This window comes from Cupriavidus sp. MEYA8 (assembly GCF_059278825.1).
Window position 1 is genome coordinate 1,345,436 of sequence record NZ_CM181221.1, and the last position, 19,531, is coordinate 1,364,966.

General features: G+C 67.1%; 17 protein-coding genes and 1 pseudogene. 10 read left to right on the forward strand and 8 right to left on the reverse strand.

Annotated elements, in window-relative coordinates:
• Nucleotides 1-54 precede the first annotated feature (54 nt).
• From AC5WJ1_RS06265 to AC5WJ1_RS06300, 8 genes are all read left to right on the forward strand, one after another.
• Nucleotides 55-1,236, forward strand: a complete 1,182-nt coding sequence (locus tag AC5WJ1_RS06265; protein WP_029049660.1) for an acetyl-CoA C-acetyltransferase — start codon at nt 55-57, stop codon at nt 1,234-1,236.
• A 104-nt stretch (nt 1,237-1,340) separates the two neighbouring features.
• Nucleotides 1,341-2,081 carry a 3-ketoacyl-ACP reductase gene (locus AC5WJ1_RS06270; RefSeq protein WP_135705030.1) on the forward strand — a complete coding sequence of 247 codons (741 nt, stop codon included), beginning with the start codon at nt 1,341-1,343 and terminating at the stop codon, nt 2,079-2,081.
• Nucleotides 2,082-2,506: 425 nt separating this feature from the next.
• Complete coding sequence (gene phaR / locus AC5WJ1_RS06275) at nt 2,507-3,058, forward strand: polyhydroxyalkanoate synthesis repressor PhaR (RefSeq protein ID WP_018004481.1); 552 nt, start codon at nt 2,507-2,509, stop codon at nt 3,056-3,058.
• A gap of 229 nt (nt 3,059-3,287) precedes the next feature.
• On the forward strand, nt 3,288-4,256 hold the full coding sequence (locus AC5WJ1_RS06280) for a tRNA dihydrouridine synthase (RefSeq protein ID WP_494476422.1): 969 nt from the start codon (nt 3,288-3,290) through the stop codon (nt 4,254-4,256).
• 144 nt (nt 4,257-4,400) lie between these two features.
• Nucleotides 4,401-5,780, forward strand: coding sequence for a 30S ribosomal protein S12 methylthiotransferase RimO (rimO, locus tag AC5WJ1_RS06285; protein ID WP_135705032.1), 1,380 nt, complete (start codon nt 4,401-4,403; stop codon nt 5,778-5,780).
• Nucleotides 5,781-5,895: 115 nt separating this feature from the next.
• Complete coding sequence (gene bktB / locus AC5WJ1_RS06290) at nt 5,896-7,080, forward strand: beta-ketothiolase BktB (protein ID WP_494476423.1); 1,185 nt, start codon at nt 5,896-5,898, stop codon at nt 7,078-7,080.
• 17 nt (nt 7,081-7,097) lie between these two features.
• On the forward strand, nt 7,098-7,706 hold the full coding sequence (locus AC5WJ1_RS06295) for a hypothetical protein (RefSeq protein ID WP_494476424.1): 609 nt from the start codon (nt 7,098-7,100) through the stop codon (nt 7,704-7,706).
• A 164-nt stretch (nt 7,707-7,870) separates the two neighbouring features.
• On the forward strand, nt 7,871-9,097 hold the full coding sequence (locus tag AC5WJ1_RS06300; protein ID WP_135705034.1) for a cystathionine beta-lyase: 1,227 nt from the start codon (nt 7,871-7,873) through the stop codon (nt 9,095-9,097).
• Between the two features lie 45 nt (nt 9,098-9,142).
• On the opposite strand, the gene AC5WJ1_RS06305 is transcribed toward AC5WJ1_RS06300, so the two are convergent.
• From AC5WJ1_RS06305 to mfd, 5 genes and pseudogenes are all read right to left on the reverse strand, one after another.
• Complete coding sequence (locus AC5WJ1_RS06305) at nt 9,143-9,382, reverse strand: DUF2789 domain-containing protein (protein ID WP_029049291.1); 240 nt, start codon at nt 9,380-9,382, stop codon at nt 9,143-9,145.
• A gap of 64 nt (nt 9,383-9,446) precedes the next feature.
• Nucleotides 9,447-9,722 (reverse strand): annotated as a pseudogene (locus tag AC5WJ1_RS06310) (PepSY domain-containing protein); the annotation flags it as partial.
• A 155-nt stretch (nt 9,723-9,877) separates the two neighbouring features.
• Nucleotides 9,878-10,732: a phosphoserine phosphatase SerB gene (serB, locus tag AC5WJ1_RS06315; protein ID WP_494476425.1), complete on the reverse strand. Its 855-nt coding sequence runs from the start codon at nt 10,730-10,732 to the stop codon at nt 9,878-9,880.
• 262 nt (nt 10,733-10,994) lie between these two features.
• Nucleotides 10,995-12,209 carry an acetylornithine deacetylase gene (gene argE / locus AC5WJ1_RS06320; protein ID WP_195431423.1) on the reverse strand — a complete coding sequence of 405 codons (1,215 nt, stop codon included), beginning with the start codon at nt 12,207-12,209 and terminating at the stop codon, nt 10,995-10,997.
• 91 nt (nt 12,210-12,300) lie between these two features.
• Nucleotides 12,301-15,750 (reverse strand): transcription-repair coupling factor, encoded by a 3,450-nt coding sequence (gene mfd / locus AC5WJ1_RS06325; protein WP_133096851.1) that lies wholly within the window; start codon nt 15,748-15,750, stop codon nt 12,301-12,303.
• 234 nt (nt 15,751-15,984) lie between these two features.
• On the opposite strand from mfd, the gene ispD reads away from it, so the two are divergent.
• A complete protein-coding gene (ispD, locus tag AC5WJ1_RS06330; RefSeq protein ID WP_133096852.1) occupies nt 15,985-16,734 on the forward strand; it encodes a 2-C-methyl-D-erythritol 4-phosphate cytidylyltransferase in 750 nt (249 codons plus the stop codon).
• Nucleotides 16,735-16,748: 14 nt separating this feature from the next.
• On the forward strand, nt 16,749-17,258 hold the full coding sequence (ispF, locus tag AC5WJ1_RS06335) for a 2-C-methyl-D-erythritol 2,4-cyclodiphosphate synthase (protein ID WP_133096853.1): 510 nt from the start codon (nt 16,749-16,751) through the stop codon (nt 17,256-17,258).
• Between the two features lie 42 nt (nt 17,259-17,300).
• Here ispF and AC5WJ1_RS06340 read toward each other — a convergent pair whose 3' ends face one another.
• The 3 genes from AC5WJ1_RS06340 to AC5WJ1_RS06350 form a co-directional block, all read right to left on the reverse strand.
• A complete protein-coding gene (locus AC5WJ1_RS06340; RefSeq protein WP_133096854.1) occupies nt 17,301-17,876 on the reverse strand; it encodes a GNAT family N-acetyltransferase in 576 nt (191 codons plus the stop codon).
• A 214-nt stretch (nt 17,877-18,090) separates the two neighbouring features.
• The gene (locus AC5WJ1_RS06345; RefSeq protein ID WP_133096855.1) at nt 18,091-18,612 is read right to left on the reverse strand and encodes a carboxymuconolactone decarboxylase family protein; all 522 of its coding nucleotides are present in this window, start codon (nt 18,610-18,612) and stop codon (nt 18,091-18,093) included.
• Nucleotides 18,613-18,730: 118 nt separating this feature from the next.
• Nucleotides 18,731-19,279: a peroxiredoxin gene (locus AC5WJ1_RS06350; protein WP_133096856.1), complete on the reverse strand. Its 549-nt coding sequence runs from the start codon at nt 19,277-19,279 to the stop codon at nt 18,731-18,733.
• Nucleotides 19,280-19,531: the final 252 nt, after the last annotated feature.

Consider the following 19,531-nt stretch of genomic DNA (forward strand, 5'->3'; position numbering starts at 1 on the left):
CTGGCGGCATCGGCTGCCGCGCAGGCTTTCCATTTCCATCGAAAGGACTACACCATGACTGACGTTGTCATCGTTTCCGCGGCCCGTACCGCAGTAGGCAAGTTTGGCGGATCGCTGGCCAAGATCCCGGCCCCCGAACTGGGCGCAGTAGTCATCAAGGCGGCGCTGGAGCGTGCCGGCATCAAGCCGGAACAAGTCAGCGAAGTCATCATGGGCCAGGTGCTCGCCGCCGGCTCGGGCCAGAACCCGGCGCGCCAGGCGTCGATCAAGGCCGGCCTGCCGGCTATGGTGCCGGCCATGACCATCAACAAGGTTTGCGGCTCGGGCCTGAAGGCCGTGATGCTGGCGGCCAATGCCATCGCTGCCGGCGACGCCGAGATCGTGGTGGCCGGCGGCCAGGAAAACATGAGCGCCGCTCCGCACGTGCTGCCGGGCTCGCGCGACGGCTTCCGCATGGGCGATACCAAGCTGGTCGACACCATGATCGTCGATGGCCTGTGGGATGTGTACAACCAGTACCACATGGGCATTACCGCCGAGAACGTCGCCAAGGAATACGGCATCACGCGCGAGGCGCAGGATGAATTTGCCGTCGGCTCGCAGAACAAGGCCGAGGCCGCGCAGAAGGCCGGCAAGTTCGACGAGGAAATCGTGCCGGTGCTGATCCCGCAGCGCAAGGGCGACCCGGTTGCGTTCAAGACCGACGAGTTTGTCCGCCATGGCGCCACGCTGGACAGCATGGCCGGCCTGAAGCCCGCCTTCGACAAGGCCGGCTCGGTGACCGCGGCAAATGCCTCGGGCCTGAACGACGGCGCCGCCGCGGTGGTGGTGATGTCGGCGGCCAAGGCCAAGGAACTGGGCCTGACGCCGCTGGCCACGATCAAGAGCTTCGCCAACGCCGGCGTCGATCCCAAGGTGATGGGCATGGGCCCGGTGCCGGCTTCCAAGCGCGCGCTGTCGCGTGCCGGCTGGACGCCGCAGGACCTCGACCTGATGGAAATCAACGAGGCCTTTGCCGCGCAGGCGCTGGCGGTGCACCAGCAGATGGGCTGGGATACCTCCAAGGTCAACGTCAACGGCGGCGCCATCGCCATCGGTCACCCGATTGGTGCATCGGGCTGCCGTATCCTGGTGACGCTGCTGCACGAGATGAAGCGGCGCGACGCCAAGAAGGGCCTGGCCTCGCTGTGCATCGGCGGCGGCATGGGCGTGGCGCTGGCGGTTGAGCGCAACTGATCCGCAACCAGTTCGGTATCAAGCGGCAACGAATCAGCAGTAGGCCGGGCCAGCGGTCCTCGCGGGCCCGGCAACGATAACGAAGAGCCAATCAAGGAGTGGACATGACTCAGCGCATTGCGTATGTGACCGGCGGCATGGGCGGCATCGGGACCGCCATTTGCCAGCGCCTGGCCAAGGATGGCTTTCGTGTGGTGGCCGGCTGCGGCCCCAACTCGCCGCGCCGTGAAAAGTGGATCGAGCAGCAGAAGGCGCTCGGTTTCGATTTCGTTGCCTCGGAAGGCAACGTTGCCGACTGGGATTCGACCAAGGCCGCTTTCGACAAAGTCAAGGCCGAGGTTGGCGAGGTCGATGTGCTGATCAACAACGCCGGCATCACGCGCGACGTGGTGTTCCGCAAGATGACGCGCGCCGACTGGGATGCGGTGATCGACACCAACCTGACCTCGCTGTTCAACGTCACCAAGCAGGTGATCGACGGCATGGTCGACCGTGGCTGGGGCCGGATCGTCAATATCTCGTCGGTGAACGGCCAGAAGGGCCAGTTCGGCCAGACCAACTACTCCACCGCCAAGGCCGGCCTGCACGGCTTCACCATGGCGCTGGCGCAGGAAGTGGCGACCAAGGGTGTGACGGTCAACACCGTTTCGCCGGGCTATATCGCCACCGACATGGTCAAGGCGATCCGCCAGGACGTGCTCGACAAGATCGTCGCCACGATCCCGGTGAAGCGCCTGGGCGAGCCGGACGAGATCGCTTCGATCTGCGCCTGGCTGTCGTCCGATGAGTCCGGTTTCTCGACCGGCGCCGACTTCTCGCTGAACGGCGGCCTGCACATGGGCTGACCTGCCGGCGTGATCGGCAACCGCGCCGGCGGCCGCATTTTGCGGTGCAGCCAGCGCGGCGCACAAGGCGGCGGAGGTTTGGTTTCGCTGTCTCTTTCGCGGGCCGCAAGGGCCCGCGAATCATTTCCGCGCAGCGGTTTGTCTGCCGATTTGGCGTGGGTTTACCGGGTTTTCCTTAAGCTGGGTCGCTTTTCTTAGTGCTGTGTTGGGCATAGAATCAGGGCAGCGGCGCAGCCAGCACCATAGTCGTGCAGTGCGGCCCTCGCGGGGGCGAGGTGGCGAAGCCGCAACGCGCAGCCATGCGCGAACACGCCGCGGCAAGCCGACACGACAAACACAGATGGCGCAGGCGGTACCGATTTGCGCAGTGCACCCCATGCGGTGCAGCAGCGCGCAATCAGCGACGACACAAGGACAGAGCACCGATGGCCACGACCAAAAAAGGCGCAGAGCGACTGATCAAGAAGTATCCGAACCGCAGGCTCTACGACACCCAGACCAGCACCTATATCACCCTGGCTGACGTCAAGCAGCTGGTCATGGATTCCGAAGAATTCAAGGTCGTTGACGCCAAGTCGGGGGATGAACTGACCCGCAGCATCTTGCTGCAGATCATCCTTGAAGAAGAGACCGGCGGCGTGCCGATGTTCTCCAGTGCCATGCTGTCGCAGATCATCCGGTTCTACGGCCATGCCATGCAGGGCATGATGGGCACCTACCTGGAAAAGAACATCCAGGCCTTTATCGATATCCAGAACAAGCTGGCCGAGAATTCCAAGGGCCTGTATTCGGGCGAGGCCTTCAGCCCCGACATGTGGTCGCAGTTCATGAACATGCAGGGCCCGATGATGCAGGGCATGATGAGCAACTACATCGAGCAGAGCAAGAACCTGTTCGTGCAGATGCAGGAACAGATGCAGAACCAGGCCAAGAATATGTTCGGGACGTTCCCGTTCAACCAGCCGGACAAGAAGTAATCGACGTGGCGGCGGGCCGTTCGGCCTGCCGCTTTTCCTGTGCGCTGTCGATAAACAGCCCCGTCGTGCAGCGCAGCGGCCAAAGCGGTTAAAATGCCGACCTCCTGAACTGGCGGCTCATTTGCGGACTCGCCTGCATAGCGCGAATCCCGATGCCTTCCAGAATCCACCGTCCTTGCCATTTATGCGCCCGCGAAGCCGGCGCACGCCGCCTGGCGCACTCCTGATCATGAGCCGGCTGATCCTCGCTCCGATGGAGGGGCTTGCGGACTACGTCCTGCGCGACGTGCTGACTGGCCTTGGCGGCTACGACGGCTGCGTGTCGGAGTTCGTGCGGGTGACGGGCTCGCTGCTTCCCGCCCGTGTCTATGAGCGCGATACGCCCGAAACCCTGCAGGGCGGCTACACCAACAGCGGTACGCCGATGGTGATCCAGCTGCTAGGCAGCGACCCAGAATGGCTGGCGCGCAATGCCGCGTATGCCGCGACCTTGTCGCCCCACGGCATCGACCTGAATTTCGGCTGTCCGGCGAAGGTCGTCAACCGGCATGGCGGCGGCGCCATGCTGCTCGGGCAACCTGACTTGCTGAACCGCATCGTGGCCGCAGTACGCGCCGCGGTGCCGGCGCATATCTCCGTGACCGCCAAGATGCGGCTGGGCATTTCCGATACCGCTCTCGCGCTGGACTGCGCCGCCGCGCTGGCGGAGGGCGGGGCGGCGTCGCTGGTGGTGCATGCGCGCACGCGCGACGACGGCTACCGGCCGCCCGCGCATTGGGAGTGGATCGCGCGGATCGCCGAGGCCATCGACATTCCGGTCATTGCCAACGGCGACGTCTGGACCGTCGCCGACTGGGAGCGCTGTTGCGCAGTGACCGGTTGCGACGATGTGATGATCGGGCGCGGCGCGGTCTCCGACCCTTTCCTGGTCCGGCGCATCCGCGGCCAGATGGAGCGCACGCCGTCCGCCGCCGAATGGCCGCTGGTGCTGCGCCAGATCTCGCTGTACCTGAAGAAGCTGCACGAACGGATCTCGTCCTGCCATGAGCACGGCCGGGTCAAGCTCTGGCTCAGCTACCTGAAGCGGACCTGGCCGCAGGCCACCGAACTGCATGACGCAATCCGGCGCATGCAGGACTCGGCCGAGATCGCGCGTCTGCTGCTGAGTGCTCCCGGCGCCTCTCCGATTCCTGGCTGAACCAGCCATCAAGTGTGGCGTCAGGCGCCGGCAAAGACTGGCAAACGGGTAAAATACGCGATTGGCCTGCATCGCCTGGCGCCCGATCGCCCGCGCGATAACCGGATATACTCCGCCGCGCCTGCCCCACATTCGTATCGCACCGTGAAAAACCCTTCAGAATCAACGACCCAGAAAGACAGTAGTCCGCGCGTGGGTTTCGTTTCGCTCGGCTGTCCCAAGGCCCTGGTCGACTCCGAGCAGATCATCACCCAGCTGCGCGCCGAGGGCTATGCCATCAGCGGCACCTATGACGGCGCCGACCTGGTGGTGGTCAATACCTGCGGCTTTATCGACGAGGCTGTGCAGGAAAGCCTGGACGCCATCGGCGAGGCGCTGACCGAGAACGGCAAGGTCATCGTGACCGGCTGCCTCGGTGCCAAGAAGGATGCGGCGGGGCACGACATCGTGTCGTCGGTGCACCCCAAGGTGCTGGCCGTGACCGGCCCGCATGCGCTGGGCGAAGTGATGCAGGCCGTGCACACGCACCTGCCGAAGCCGCACGACCCGTTTACCGACCTGGTGCCGGCCGCCGGCATCAAGCTGACGCCCAAGCACTACGCCTACCTGAAGATTTCGGAAGGCTGCAACCATCGCTGCTCGTTCTGCATCATCCCGTCGATGCGTGGCGACCTGGTGTCGCGCCCGGTGGCCGAGGTCATGCTGGAGGCCGAGAATCTGTTCAAGGCCGGCGTCAAGGAACTGCTGGTGATCTCGCAGGACACCAGCGCCTATGGCGTCGACGTCAAGTACCGCACCGGCTTCTGGAACGGCCGTCCGCTCAAGACCCGCATGACCGAACTGGTGGCGGCGCTGGGCGAACTGGCCGCGCAGTACGGCGCCTGGGTGCGCCTGCACTACGTCTATCCGTACCCGCACGTCGACGAGATCATCCCGCTGATGAACAACGGCCACGTGCTGCCGTACCTGGACGTGCCGCTGCAGCACGCCCACCCGGACGTGCTCAAGCGCATGAAGCGCCCGGCCAACGCCGAAAAGACCATGGACCGCATCCGTGCCTGGCGCGAGATCTGCCCCGAGCTGACCATCCGCAGCACCTTTATCGCCGGCTTCCCGGGCGAGACCGAGGCCGAGTTCCAGACGCTGCTGGACTTTATCGCCGAGGCCGAGCTGGACCGCGTCGGCTGCTTTGCATACTCGCCGGTGGAAGGCGCCACGGCCAACGACCTGCCGGGCGCGCTGCCCGACGAGGTGCGCGAGGAGCGCCGCGCCCGCTTCATGGAAGTGGCCGAGGAAGTGTCCGCGCGCCGGCTGCAGCGCAAGGTCGGCCAGACCCTGCGCGTGCTGGTCGACGAGGTCAACCAGGACGGCGGCATCGGCCGTTCGTCGGCGGATGCGCCGGAAATCGACGGCCTGGTCTATATCGCGCCGCCGGAGCGTACCTCGCAGCGCTATCGCGCAGGCGAGTTCGTCGACGTGAAGATCACGGGCGCCGATGGTCACGACCTGTGGGGCGAGGTCTGAGCTAGTCCTGCCGGACGAGGCGGGGCGCGGCGCGATTAGGTAAAAGTACGGTCGTTCGTTTCTGCGCGGGCGCCGCTATACTGTGCAGCGCAACAAACCTCCTGGGAGACAAGTCATGACGCGTGAAGTCGTAGTGGTGAGCGGTGTCCGTACCGCGATCGGGACCTTTGGCGGCAGCCTGAAGGACGTGGCGCCGGCCGAACTGGGCGCGCTGGTGGTGCGCGAGGCGCTGGCCCGCGCGCAGGTATCCGGCGACGACGTCGGCCACGTGGTGTTCGGCAACGTGATCCAGACCGAGCCGCGCGACATGTACCTGGGCCGCGTTGCCGCGGTCAACGGCGGGGTTTCGATCAACGCGCCCGCGCTGACCGTGAACCGCCTGTGCGGCTCGGGCCTGCAGGCCATCGTCAGCGCCGCGCAGACCATCCTGCTGGGCGATGCCAACGTCGCCATCGGCGGCGGTGCCGAAAGCATGAGCCGCGCCCCGTACCTGGCGCCCGCGGCCCGCTGGGGCGCCCGCATGGGCGACGCCGGCCTGGTCGACATGATGCTGGGCGCGCTGCACGACCCGTTCCACCGCATCCACATGGGTGTCACGGCCGAGAACGTGGCCAGGGAATACGACATCTCGCGTGCGCAGCAGGACGAAGCCGCGCTGGAATCGCACCGCCGCGCGTCCGCCGCGATCAAGGCCGGCTATTTCAGGGACCAGATCGTCCCGGTGGTGAGCAAGGGCCGCAAGGGCGATGTGACGTTCGACACCGACGAGCACGTGCGCCATGACGCGACCATGGACGACATGACCAAGCTCAAGCCGGTGTTCGCCAAGGAAAACGGCACCGTCACGGCCGGCAATGCCTCGGGCCTGAACGATGCCGCCGCCGCAGTGGTGATGATGGAGCGCGCCGAGGCCGAGCGCCGCGGCCTGAAGCCGCTGGCGCGCCTGGTCTCGTACGGCCATGCCGGTGTCGATCCGAAGACCATGGGCATCGGCCCGGTGCCGGCGACGAAGATCGCGCTGGAACGCGCCGGCCTGCAGGTGTCGGACCTGGACGTGATCGAAGCCAACGAGGCCTTCGCCGCGCAGGCTTGCGCCGTGACCAAGGCGCTGGGCCTGGACCCGGCCAAGGTCAACCCGAATGGCTCGGGCATCTCGCTGGGCCACCCGATCGGCGCCACCGGCGCGCTGATCACGGTCAAGGCGCTGTACGAGCTGCAACGGGTGCAAGGCCGCTACGCGCTGGTGACGATGTGCATCGGCGGCGGGCAGGGCATTGCCGCCATCTTCGAACGCATCTGAGGTTCGACTTGCGCCGTGTGCTGCTGAAATTGTCTGTCCCGGCGCTGGCTGCCGTGCTCGTCCTGGCGGGCACGGCGCAGGCGACACCGGCGACCGAGTTGTCGACCGGCCCGGTTGGGGCGGCATCGGTTGGCGGTGAAAGCCTGGGCATCAACCAGGCCATCCGCGATGGCGAGGCCAAACGTGGCACGGCACTGTCGACCGGCGCGCCCAGGCCGCTGGCGCCGCGCCCCGAGTATTCCTCGCTGCCGGTCTATGTCGGCAAGGTCGGCGACCAGCCCGTGCGACTGCGGCTCGGCCCCAAGCCCGACGAGCGCGACAGCGTGCGCGGCGAATACAGCGGCCGCGGCGCCGGTGTGCGCCTGCTTGCCGGCGAATGGGAAAACGGCGCTTTCCTGATGGAAGAGTCGGACGATGGTACGCGCGTAACCGGCAACTGGGAGGGCAACATCGACGCCAGCGGCGCCGTGCGCGGCACCTGGACCGATGCCTTCAATCCCGCCATCGTGCTGCCGTTCTTTATCCGCCCGCTGGGCGTGCTGGTCATCCCGCCTTTCGACATGACGCCCAACAGCGGCGTCACCTACGCCCCGCCGCCGCCCAAGTCGTCGATCTCGGGCTGGTAAGCGCACGCATCTTCCCCTGAAATGCGAACCGCCGTCGTTCCCGGTGGCGCGGCCGGCATTTGCTGGTAAGCTCGAAGGCTCACCGAGTCTCATTCCTGGCCGGACAGCGTGATGCCTGCTTGGCATCGTGCCAGCGCCGGCCAGCAGCCAGCAAGGAATCCGCCGTGTCCGATTCGCCGTCCGACAAGCCCGCATCCCGCCCCCATTACCTGCAGACCGTCGCGGTCCAGCCCGAGCTGGACATCGCCTCCGGCTTTGCCTCATTCTCGCCCGCCACCCACCGTGGCTCGACCGTGGTGTTCCGCAACCTGGCCGAACTGCGTGCGCAAGGTGACGGTGCCACCACCTACTGGCGTTACGGCCTGCACGCCACCCCGACCAGCGAGGCGCTGTGCCAGCACCTGGCACTGATCGAAGGGGCGCGCCATACCTTGCTGCTGCCTTCCGGGCTGGCGGCGATTTCGCTGGTCTACTTCGCGCTGCTCAAGAGCGGCGACGACGTGCTGATGCCGCACAACGTCTACGGCCCCAACCGCGACCATGGCGAATGGCTGGCGCGCGACTATGGCGTGTCGGTGCGCTACTACGATCCGATGGACGCTGCCGGCATGGCCGCGATGATCCGGCCCGAGACGCGCCTGATCTGGATGGAGTCGCCGGGTTCGGTGACGATGGAAGTGGCGGACACCGATGCCATCGTCGCCGCCGCGCGGGCGCATGGCGTGCTGACCGCGATCGACAACACCTGGTCGGGCGGCGTCTACTTCCGCCCGTTCGAGAAAGGCATCGATATCTCGGTGCAGGCGCTGACCAAATACCAGTCCGGCGGCAGCGATGTGCTGATGGGCGCGGTCATGACCTGTGACGATGCGCTGCACGACCGCCTGCGGCGCACCCGCATGCTGATGGGCTGGGGCGTGTCCGCCGATGACTGCCACCTGGTGCTGCGCGGGCTGCCGAGCCTGCCGGTGCGGCTGGCGGCGCACGACCGCGGCGCGCGCGAAGTCGCCGAATGGCTGCGCCAGCGGCCCGAGGTCGCGCGTGTGCTGCATCCCGCGCTGCCTGACTGCCCGGGCCACGCCAACTGGCGGCGCGACTTCACCGGCGCTACCGGCCTGTTCGCCATCATCCTGCGCGCGCGCTACTCGCGCCAGCAGGTCGATGCCTTTGTCGAGGCGCTGCAGTTGTTCGCGATCGGCTGGTCGTGGGGCGGCGCGCACAGCCTGGCAGTGCCTTACCACGTCCAGAACATGCGTCCGGCAGGCACCTGGCCGCCGGCCGGCTGGCAGGACACCGGTGAACTGGTGCGGCTCTATATCGGCCTGGAAGACACGCGCGACCTGATCGCCGACCTGCGCCAGGCGATGGAGGCGCAGTTGGGCGCGGCGTAAGGGATGTAAGGCTTAGGCGGGGCGCGCAGGCGCCCCGCGCCCGCTTCAGGCAGGCTTGCGCAGAGCCAGGTTGAGCTGGTCGACCACCTCGGCCCAGTCGGCGTCGTCGAGAAGCTCGTCGTGCAGCAGCGCTGACTGCGCCGGCGTCCAGAACGGCGCCTCTGCCAGCTCCACATCGTCTGGCAGCGGCGCGTGCTGGCCGATGAAGCTGCGGATGCTGGCCTCATCGGAAGCCAGGCCGAGTTGCGCGAACAGTTCGGAAAACTGGTGGAAGGTCGGTTCCATGGCGGTCGGGTCTGTTGGTTGGGGGCTCATGTAGTGTAGCCGAGCCCCGTTCAACCGCCGGCGCTCAGCGGGCGTCGGCGCCGGACATCGGCTTGGCGCCGGCGGCGGCCGTGTCCGTGGCCGCGGCGGCGGCACGCGGCAGCGCCCACACCGATTCGGCCGGTCCGCTGCGCGCACGCCGCCGGGTGGCGCGGGCGAGGGCGACGAAGCCTGCCGCCAGCGCGATGGCGCCGATATCGAAGCCGGCGATGATCCAGTGCCCGCTGGGGATGCTGCGCAGCAGGTGGTCGCCGGTCAGGATGGCGTTGGACAGCGGCACGGCCAGCGCGGCCAGTGCCGCAGTAGATTCCGCTGACCGGGATGCCCGGAGTGTTGGAGAAGGGGCGTCGAAAGGTGGCACAACCGCCACCCAGCGGCGCGACGGACCCGACGCCATGGAATCCACGCCACGGAATCGACGCCACGGAAGTGGCGCTGCCGCCCCCTTGCGTGACTTCAGTGGGGGAACAGTGCCAGCAGCCCGTCCAGCCCGACGTGGTTGAACGCCACGCTGGCCTGCGCGCGCACCACCGGCTTGGCGCGGAAGGCCACCGACAGGCCGGCCACTGCCATCATCTTGAGGTCGTTGGAACCGTCGCCCATGACGATGGCCTGGTCCGGCGTGGCGCCGATCCGCGCGCAGACCTCCTGCACGGTACGGGCCTTGACGTCGGCATTGACGATCTCGCCGACCACGTTGCCGGTCAGCTTGCCGTCGACGATTTCCAGCGTGTTGGCGCGGGTGAAGTCCAGCTTCAGGCGCGGCTTGAGCTGGTCGGTGAAGTGGACGAAGCCTCCGGACACCAGCAGCGTCTTGATGCCCAGCGCCTGCACGGCCTGCAGCATGCGCTCGGCACCCGGCGACAGGCGCAGGCGCTCCCCGTAGACGCGGTCGAGCACGCTGGCGTCCAGGCCCTTTAGCAGCGCCACGCGGCGCCGCAGGCTTTCGTTGAAGTCGGTGATCTCGCCACGCATCGCGGCTTCGGTGATGGCGGAGACCTCGGCCTTGAGGCCGCAGAAGTCGGCGATCTCGTCGATGCACTCGATCGTGATCAGCGTCGAGTCCATGTCCATCGCCACCAGCCGGAAATCCGACAGCCTGCGTCCGGCCGGGACCACGGCCCAGTCGATCGCGCGCGGACCGCAGAAATCATCCAGCGCATCGCGCAGCGCCGGCGTCAGCGGCGCGCAGTCCTCGGCGGCAGCCACGGTGTCGCTGCGCGGCACCAGCGCGGAGGCGCGGGCGAGGGTGCGGGCGGTGTCGAGGTCGGCGGCGGAAAGCGGGGCGGTGCTCTGGAGGATCAGGGGCATGGCAGGTGAGGATCGGGCGCGCGCAGCATGGCGGGCAGGCAGGGCGGCAACGCGGAAAAACCGCTATTGTAGCCGCCCTGGCCGGTTGGCTGAGCACTGCCCGGATGCTCAGCGCCGCGCCATCAGCATGTAGTCCACCGTCAGGTTGGGCAGCGCGCGCACGCCGTTGATCAGCGCCGGCTCGTCCACATAGAACTCGGGCGAGTGGTTGAAGGGCGCCCTGGTCACATCCTGAGCCTGGTGTCACGCCAGACATAGTTGGTCAGGCCATGCGCAGGCTATCCACCACCTTATGCAGGAACGCTTCGCACGCCGCCAGCTGCTCCAGCGCGACAAACTCATCCGGCTTGTGCGCCTGCTGGATATCGCCAGGCCCGCACACCACCGCCGGAATGCCCGCGCGCTGGAACAGCCCGGCCTCGGTGCCATAGGCAACCTTGTTGGTCTCGCGATCGGCCGTCAGCGCGCGCACCAGCTGCGTGATCGCGGCCTGCTCGGCAACATCCAGCGACGGCGCGGCGGCAATCTTGCTGAGCGTCAGGTCGGCATCGGCATGCTCGGCGCGCATCTTCGGCAGCAGCACGTCGTTGGCGTAGGCATGGATCCGCGCGTAGATCGCTTCCGGATCCACCCCGGGCAAATTGCGGAACTCGAATACGAACTCGCACAGCGCCGGGATGGTGTTGAGCGCGATCCCGCCCTGGATGGTGCCGGTCTGCGCGGTGGTATAAGGCACGTCGAAGGCCTGGTCGTAAGGGCCGTTGGCCTTGAATTCATCGGCGATATCGCGGATGAAGCAGATCAGCCGCGCCGCGTATTCGATCGCATTGACGCCGCGCGGCGTCAGCGACGAGTGCGCGGCCTGGCCCCGCACGCAGCAGCGGTAGGCATTGATGCCCTTGTGCGCGACGATCACGCGCATGCTGGTCGGCTCGCCCACGATGCACCCGCCGGGCGTCACGCCGCGGTCGCGCAATTCGGCCAGCAGGTAGGGCGCGCCCATGCAGCCGATCTCTTCATCGAAGGAGAAGGCGTAGTGGACCGGCTCGCGCAGCTTCGCGCCGAGGATGGCCGGCAGCAGCGACAGGCTGGTGCCGATGAAGCCCTTCATGTCGCAGGTGCCGCGGCCATAGAGCTTGCCATCGCGGATCACCGGCTTGAACGGATCGGTGGTCCAGTCCTGGCCGTCCACCGGCACTACGTCGGTGTGGCCCGACAGCACGATGCCGCCGTTGGTGCCGCCATCGGCCGCGGGCACCGTGACAAAGAGATTGGCCTTGTCCTGCTGCGGGTTGTAGCTCAGATGCGGCTTCAGGCCCTTGGCCAGGAAGTGGTCGCGCACGGTCTCGATCAGGCCGAGGTTGGAGTGGCGGCTGGTGGTGTCGTAGGCGACCAGCCGCTGGGTCCATTCGAGCGCGCTGCCTCGCGCGGCGTGGTCATTGACGGTCTGGCTGGGGGCGGCGGCTTGGGCTGGCATGGGGCGCTATCACTAACCGATCAGGAGTCCGATGCTACACCCGGTCGTGTACCGAGTCCATGCAATCGGCGCATGACGCCGCCCCGCAGGTTTACGACAGTTGCCGCAGCGTGTGCTTGATCGTCTGCGCGCGTACCGTCACGTCCGGCATCTTGGCCTCGATGCGCAGCTTGTCCTGCCCGGCCAGCTTGATATGCCGGTTCTTCTGCACCAGGTCGATGATGCGCATGGCATCGATCGGCGGGTTGGGCACGAACTGCACGCTGAAGGTGGCCTCGCCCGCATCGATCTTGCGCACGCCCAGCGGCGCCGCGGCGATGCGCAGCCGGTGCGTTTCCACCAGCGCCTGCGCCTGCGCCGGCAGGCGGCCGAAGCGGTCGATCAGTTCTTCCTGGATATCGTCGACACGCTCGGCGGTTTCGCAATTGGCCAGGCGCTTGTACAGCGACAGGCGTTCATGCACATCGCCGCAGTAGTCGTTGGGCAGCAGCGCCGGCGTGCCGAGGTTGATCTCGGTGGTCGCCGCCAGCGGTGCCATCAGGTCCGGCTCCTTGCCGGCCTTCAGCGCCTTGACCGCGTGGTTGAGCATGTCGGTGTAGAGCTGGAAGCCGATCTCGTGGATCTCGCCCGACTGCTTGTCGCCGAGCACCTCGCCGGCGCCGCGGATTTCCAGATCGTGCATGGCCAGGTAGAAGCCCGAGCCCAGTTCCTCCATCTGCTGGATCGCCTCGAGCCGGCGCTGCGCCTGCTTGGTCAGGCCGTCGACATCATGCACCAGCAGGTAGGCATAGGCCTGGTGGTGCGAACGCCCGACGCGGCCGCGCAGCTGGTGCAGCTGCGCCAGCCCGAACTTGTCGGCGCGGTGGATCAGGATGGTGTTGGCGGTCGGCACGTCGATGCCGGTCTCGATGATGGTGGTGCACAGCAGGATGTTGTCGCGGCGCGAGACGAAGTCGCGCATCACGCGCTCCAGCTCGCGCTCGTGCATCTGGCCGTGCGCCACCGCGATGCGCGCCTCGGGCACCAGCTCGGCGAGCTTCGCGCGCTTGTTCTCGATGGTCTCGACCTCGTTGTGCAGGAAGTAGATCTGGCCGCCGCGCTTGAGTTCGCGCAGGATGGCCTCGCGGATCACGCCGTCTTCCTCGCGGCGCACGAAGGTCTTGATCGCCAGCCGCTTCTGCGGCGCGGTCGCGATTACCGAAAAATCGCGCAGGCCTTCCAGTGCCATGCCCAGCGTGCGCGGGATCGGCGTGGCGGTCAGCGTCAGGATGTCGACCTCGGCGCGCAGCGTCTTCAGCGCTTCCTTCTGGCGCACGCCGAAGCGGTGTTCCTCGTCGATGATGACCAGGCCCAGCCGCTGGAACCTGACCTGGTCGGACAGGATCTTGTGCGTGCCGATGACGATATCGACGCTGCCCTCGTTGATCTGCCTGATGGCCGCGTCGATCTCCTTCTTGGTCTTGAAGCGCGACAGTTCGACGATGCGCACCGGCCATTCCGCGAAGCGGTCGGACAGCGTCTGGAAGTGCTGCTCGGCCAGCAGCGTGGTCGGCGCGAGCATCGCCACCTGCTTGCCGCCCAGCACCGCGACAAAGGCCGCACGCAGCGCGACCTCGGTCTTGCCGAAGCCGACGTCGCCGCAGACCAGCCGGTCCATCGGCTTGCCCGAGGTCATGTCGGCGATCACTGCGGCGATGGCGGCGGCCTGGTCCGGCGTTTCCTCGAAGCCGAAGCTTTCGGCAAAGGTCTCGTAGTCCTTTGGCGACAGCGGGAAGGCGAAGCCCTCGCGAGCGGCGCGGCGTGCGTAGAGGTTGAGCAATTCGGCAGCGGTATCGCGGATCTGCTGCGCAGCGCGGCGCTTGGCCTTGTCCCACTGGCCCGAGCCCAGGTGGTGCAGCGGCGCAGTGTCCGGATCGGCGCCGGAGTAGCGCGAGATCACGTGGAGCTGGTGCACCGGCACATACAGCTTGCTGCTTTTGTCGTATTCGAGGTGCAGGAATTCCTCGTCGCCCTGGCCCATGTCGAGGGACACCAGGCCGTGGTAGCGGCCGATACCGTGCTCGCTGTGCACCACCGGATCGCCGATCTTCAGTTCGGCCAGGTCGCGCACCATCGAGTCGACGGCGGTGGCCTGCTCCTGCTTGCGGCGGCCGGCGCGGCGCGCGGTGCCGGCATATAGCTCGGCTTCGGTGACGAAGGCGAGCTGACCTTGCGGCAACGCGAAGCCGCTCTGCAAGGGTGCCACCGCGATCGAGAAATGCGCCTCGCCGGCGAGGAATGCGGCAAAGTCGTCCACCGGATGCGGGCGCAGGCCGCTTTCGGCGAACAGCTGCAGCAGCGTCTCGCGCCGGCCGGCGGAATCGGCGCACATCAGCACGCGGGTCTGCTTGTCGAGCAGCAGCGATTCCAGGTTGACCAGCGGATCTTCCGCGCGCCGGTTGACGGAGACATCCGGCAGGATCGCCGAGAACGGCACCTGGTCCGCGCCTGGCTCCGTCTGCAGCACCAGCCGCGCCATCGGCTTGGCGCCGACGAAAAACTGCTCCTCGGACAGGAACAGGTCGGCCGGCGGCAGCAGCGGACGCTCGCGGTCGTGCCGCATGAAGTTGTAGCGCTGCGTGGTGTCGGCCCAGAAGCGGCGGATCGCTTCGTCGATGTTGCCCGCGAAGGCCAGCTGGGTATCCGCGGGCAGGTAGTCGAACAGCGTCGCGCTTTCTTCGAAAAACAGCGGCAGGTAGTACTCGATGCCCGCCGACGGCACGCCGTTGCCGATGTCCTTGTAGATCGGCGACTTGGTCGGGTCACCCTCGAAGACTTCGCGCCAGCGGCCGCGGAACGCGGTGCGCGCGGCTTCGTCGAGGGGGAATTCGCGGCCCGGCAGCAGGCGCACTTCCTTGACCGGGTAAAGGCTGCGCTGCGTGTCCGGGTCAAACGCGCGGATAGTCTCGATCTCGTCGCCGAACAGGTCGATCCGGTACGGCAGCGCAGATCCCATCGGGTACAGGTCGATCAGGCCGCCGCGCACGCTGTATTCGCCCGGGCGCATCACGGCGCTGACGTGCTCGTAGCCGGCCAGCGTGAACTGCGCCTTCAGCGCGGCCTCGTCCAGGCGCTCGCCCTGCTTGAAGAAGAAGGTGTAGGCGGCCAGGAAGGACGGTGGCGCGAGCCGGTACAGCGCGGTGCTGGCCGGCACCAGCATCACGTCGCATTGCCCGCCCTGGATGTCGTGCAGCGTGGCCAGGCGTTCGGAGACCAGGTCCTGGTGCGGCGAGAAGCTGTCGTAGGGCAGCGTTTCCCAGTCGGGCAGCAGGCGCACGCGCAGCTCGGGCGCGAACCAGGGGATTTCCTCGGCCAGGCGCTGGGCGTCGACGGCATTGGCGCACACCACTGCCAGCATCGGCGCGCGCGCGCGGTGCTGCCGCGCGTAGGCGGCAAGGGCCAGGGCATCGGCCGAGCCACGCAGGCCGGCGACGGTGTGGCGCAGGCCGGGCTTGACCAGCGGCAGGTTGACGAAGGGCAGGGAGGGCGTAGCGTCAGGCATGTCGGCAACGGGGCGTTCAAAACGACGACACCCCGCCGGCAGCGCGGGCGGGGGTCGGACAGAATGCTGCGGGCACGTGGCGGCACCCGCCCACGCCGCCAGGCACGCATGCGCCATGGCGACGGGCAAGGGCCGTATTATAGAATGCGACCCGGTTGTCCCGCTGGCGCCACGGCGCCTGCGCTAGCCCAGTCCCTTGCAGCTTCACTTCGCCATCCACTTCCTGCCCCAGCCGTGTCCGCTCGCCGCTTTGCCCTGATTCCCTGTGCCGGTACCGGCAGCCGCGCCGGCGGCGCCGTTCCCAAGCAATACCAGACCGTGGCCGGCCGGCCGATGATCTGGTACGCGCTGGCGGCGTTCTCGGCGTGCGACGCGATCAACGCCACCGCGCTGGTGCTGGCGCCCGATGACATGCCGCTGGAATCGCGCTTCGGCGCCGCTGCGTTCGCCGGGCTGCGCTTCGACACCGCCTTCGTTGGCGGCGACACGCGGCATGCGTCGGTGCTGGCCGGGCTGCATCACCTGGCCCAGCTCGGCGCCACCGATACCGACTGGGTGCTGGTGCACGACGCGGCGCGCCCGGGCCTGACCCCGGCGATGATCCACGCGCTGGTGCGCGCGGTCGAAAGCGACGGCGACGACGATCCGGATGCGGCCATCGGTGGCATCCTGGCGGTGCCGGTGCCCGACACCCTCAAGCGCGCGCAGGACGATGCCCGCATTGGCGGCACCGTGCCGCGCGAAGGGCTGTGGCAGGCGCAGACGCCGCAGATGTTCCGGCTGGGCGTGCTGCGCCAGGCGCTGCAGGATGCCTTGGCGGCCGGCGCGGTGGTGACCGACGAAGCCAGCGCGATCGAACGGCTGGGGCTGCATCCGCGGCTGGTCAACGGCTCGCTGCGCAATTTCAAGGTGACATACCCGGAAGACTTCGCGCTCGCCGAAGTGCTGCTGGGTACAGGCGCACCAGGAGCAACAGGAGCATAAGGAGCGTAACCGCAATGATGCCTTTCGATATCCGCGTGGGTCAGGGCTATGACGTCCACGCGCTGGTGCCGGGCCGCAAGCTGATACTGGGCGGCGTGGAGATCCCGCACGACCGCGGCCTGCTGGGCCATTCCGATGCCGACGCGCTGCTGCACGCGGTGACTGACGCGCTGTTCGGCGCAGCCGCGCTGGGCGATATCGGCCGCCATTTCCCCGATACCGACGCGCGATTTGCCGGCGCCGACAGCCGCGTGCTGCTGCGCGAGGCAGCGCGCCGCGTGCGCGAGGCGGGCTATGAAATCGGCAATGTCGATGCCACCGTGATTGCGCAGGCGCCCAGGCTGGCACCGCATATCGGCGCGATGGTGGCTAACCTGGCGGAAGACCTCGGGCTGGCGCCGGGGCGCTGCAACGTCAAGGCAAAGACCAACGAAAAGCTGGGCTTCGAAGGACGGCAGGAAGGCATCGTGGCGCAGGCCGCGGTGCTGGTCTGGCGCGCCTCGGTGACGGGCGCGCAGGACTGAGCGACCTGTGGCGGGCGCAGTGGGTGGCGCGGACGAGCTTTGCTAGCTGCGCGGCGCGTCCGCCGCCGGGGCGTTGTCCGGCGGGATGGCGTAGGTGTAGTCGATCAGCCGCGCCATCGCGCCCGAGCGCGCACCGGCCTCGGTGCGCTTGGTGAAGCCCATCTGCTGCACCAGCCGGTTGGCCGAGTCCATCTCCGGCATGGTTCGCACCAGCAGCGTAGGGGAGCCGATATCGCGCGCGCGCTGGATGCAGATCTGCATCAGGGTGCGCCCCAGCCCCAGGCCGCGCGCCTGCGGGCTGACCGACAGCAGCCGCGCCTCCGGCTGCGTCAGCGTGATGGTGCTGCCGTCGAGCGCGGGCAGCGTAGCCCCGGGATGGCAGAACAGCACGGCACCCATGATGCCGTGATCGGTTTCCGCCACCCACCATTCCATGTCGGGATTGCTGGTCGCCAGTACCGCCTGCATGCCGCGCTGGAACGAGGCCCGGCAGTCTTCCATGATTTCCAGCTCATACTGGCCATAGGCTTGCTGCGTGACGGCAGCGATGTCGCCCCAGTCATGCACCGCGGCAAGGCGGTAGTGGAAACGGGGGGAAGTCGGCGAAGGCAGGGTCATGGCAGGCTGAAAGTGCATATGCTGCCTGGATTGTAGGCCGATCGCCGCGCCAGTGCAGTCCCGATGCGGGGGCGGTTGCAAGATGGGAACAGCCGGCAGTTCCCGCTGGGAAGCTGCCGGCTGCTGTGCTACAGGGGCCGTGGGACGGCCCCGTCGGAGGGCGCGGGGGCGCGCTGTGTGCTTGTTGCGTGCTCGTTACGTGCTCGCTGCCTGCTTACTCGGCGGCGATCACGTTGGCCGCGGCCACGATCACCGCGGCGATGCGGCCCACGTCGCGCAGCTGCTGCGCGGTCATGCCCTGTTCGTTCTTCAGCAGCTGGTAGTGCGACTTCACGCAGAAGTGGCACTTGCCCACGATCGACGCGGCCAGAGCGTACATCTCGAAACGGCGCTTGTCCACGCCGCCATGGGTGGCGTAGGCGTTCATCCGCAGGCCGGCCGGCTGGGTCGACAGGTCGGTATCGTCCGCCATTTCGACGTATGGGTACCAGGTGTTGTTCATGCCCATCAGCGCCGCGGCGGTCAGTGCGCCGTTGGTTTCCTCGGGCGATAGCACGCCGGCATTGCGGATGGCATCCACCAGCACCTTGCTCTGCGCCGCGAATGCCGCCGCCAGCGCCACGCCGACCGCATCGTTGCCTTCCAGCGAGGAACGGGCGATGGTGCCGTCCACATTCAGGCGGATATCCTTGGCGTAATCGGGGATGAGATTTTTAATTGTGCTGAGGAATTCCATTTATTTCTCCTATCGATCGGGGCCCAAAAAACCCGCGCAAGCGGGTTTCGGAGCGGAGGGCAGGGCCCTCCGCGGCTCGCCACGGTGTCTGGCGAAGAATTGCAGGTGACAGCGCAAATTACAGCGTTGCGCCACCAACGGCACGGTTGCACGGGCACAGCTCGTCCGTTTGCAGGCCGTCCAGGATACGCAGGACTTCGTCCGGGTTGCGGCCGACGTTCAGGTTGTTCACCGAAACGTGCTGGATCACGTTGTCCGGGTCGACGATGAAGGTCGCGCGCAGGGCAACGCCGGCGGCCTGGTCACGCACGCCCAGCTGGTCGATCAGCGAGCCGGTCACGTCGGCGAACTGCCACTGGTTCAGCTTGTTCAGGTCCTTGTGCTCGCGGCGCCATGCCAGCTTGACGAACTCGTTGTCGGTCGAACCGCCCAGCACGATCGCGTCGCGGTCAGCGAAGTCGCCGTTCAGCTTGGCGAAGGCAACGATTTCGGTCGGGCACACGAAGGTGAAGTCCTTCGGGTAGAAGTAGATGACCTTCCACTTGCCTTCGAACGACTTTTCGGTGATGTCTTCGAAAGCCGACTGGCCGTTCTCTTCGTGATTGTTGAAACCCGGCTTGACACCGACGACGTGGAAGGCTTCGAGCTTTTCACCAACGGTCTTCATAAGACTATCTCCAGATACGGTTGCGATAAGTACAGTGTCCGCCGCTGGCCCGGCGTGAAGCTTGCCAGGCACTTTGCTGCGGCGCACCGCGACAAAACGTGATTATGCGTGAACATCCCGCGGGGGGCTAATTGATATTCTCAAAGAGCCCGATAGGCACGGCATGCAGTGGTTCAGCGCCGGGCAGGGCCGACGCTGCGAAGCGGCAAGTATGCCATGCAAGGCAGGCACACAAAGGGCAAGTTGGTGACG

Excerpts from the sequence above, each read along its gene's own strand:
- mfd (WP_133096851.1), bottom strand. The coding sequence starts at position 15,750 with ATGCCTGACGCTACGCCCTCCCTGCCCTTCGTCAACCTGCCGCTGGTC.
- AC5WJ1_RS06340 (WP_133096854.1), bottom strand. The coding sequence starts at position 17,876 with ATGACCCTGCCTTCGCCGACTTCCCCCCGTTTCCACTACCGCCTTGCC.
- AC5WJ1_RS06350 (WP_133096856.1), bottom strand. The coding sequence starts at position 19,279 with ATGAAGACCGTTGGTGAAAAGCTCGAAGCCTTCCACGTCGTCGGTGTC.
- AC5WJ1_RS06270 (WP_135705030.1), top strand. The coding sequence starts at position 1,341 with ATGACTCAGCGCATTGCGTATGTGACCGGCGGCATGGGCGGCATCGGG.
- phaR (WP_018004481.1), top strand. The coding sequence starts at position 2,507 with ATGGCCACGACCAAAAAAGGCGCAGAGCGACTGATCAAGAAGTATCCG.
- AC5WJ1_RS06280 (WP_494476422.1), top strand. The coding sequence starts at position 3,288 with ATGAGCCGGCTGATCCTCGCTCCGATGGAGGGGCTTGCGGACTACGTC.
- serB (WP_494476425.1), bottom strand. The coding sequence starts at position 10,732 with ATGCCCCTGATCCTCCAGAGCACCGCCCCGCTTTCCGCCGCCGACCTC.
- ispF (WP_133096853.1), top strand. The coding sequence starts at position 16,749 with ATGATGCCTTTCGATATCCGCGTGGGTCAGGGCTATGACGTCCACGCG.
- AC5WJ1_RS06345 (WP_133096855.1), bottom strand. The coding sequence starts at position 18,612 with ATGGAATTCCTCAGCACAATTAAAAATCTCATCCCCGATTACGCCAAG.
- AC5WJ1_RS06305 (WP_029049291.1), bottom strand. The coding sequence starts at position 9,382 with ATGGAACCGACCTTCCACCAGTTTTCCGAACTGTTCGCGCAACTCGGC.
- bktB (WP_494476423.1), top strand. The coding sequence starts at position 5,896 with ATGACGCGTGAAGTCGTAGTGGTGAGCGGTGTCCGTACCGCGATCGGG.
- argE (WP_195431423.1), bottom strand. The coding sequence starts at position 12,209 with ATGCCAGCCCAAGCCGCCGCCCCCAGCCAGACCGTCAATGACCACGCC.
- AC5WJ1_RS06265 (WP_029049660.1), top strand. The coding sequence starts at position 55 with ATGACTGACGTTGTCATCGTTTCCGCGGCCCGTACCGCAGTAGGCAAG.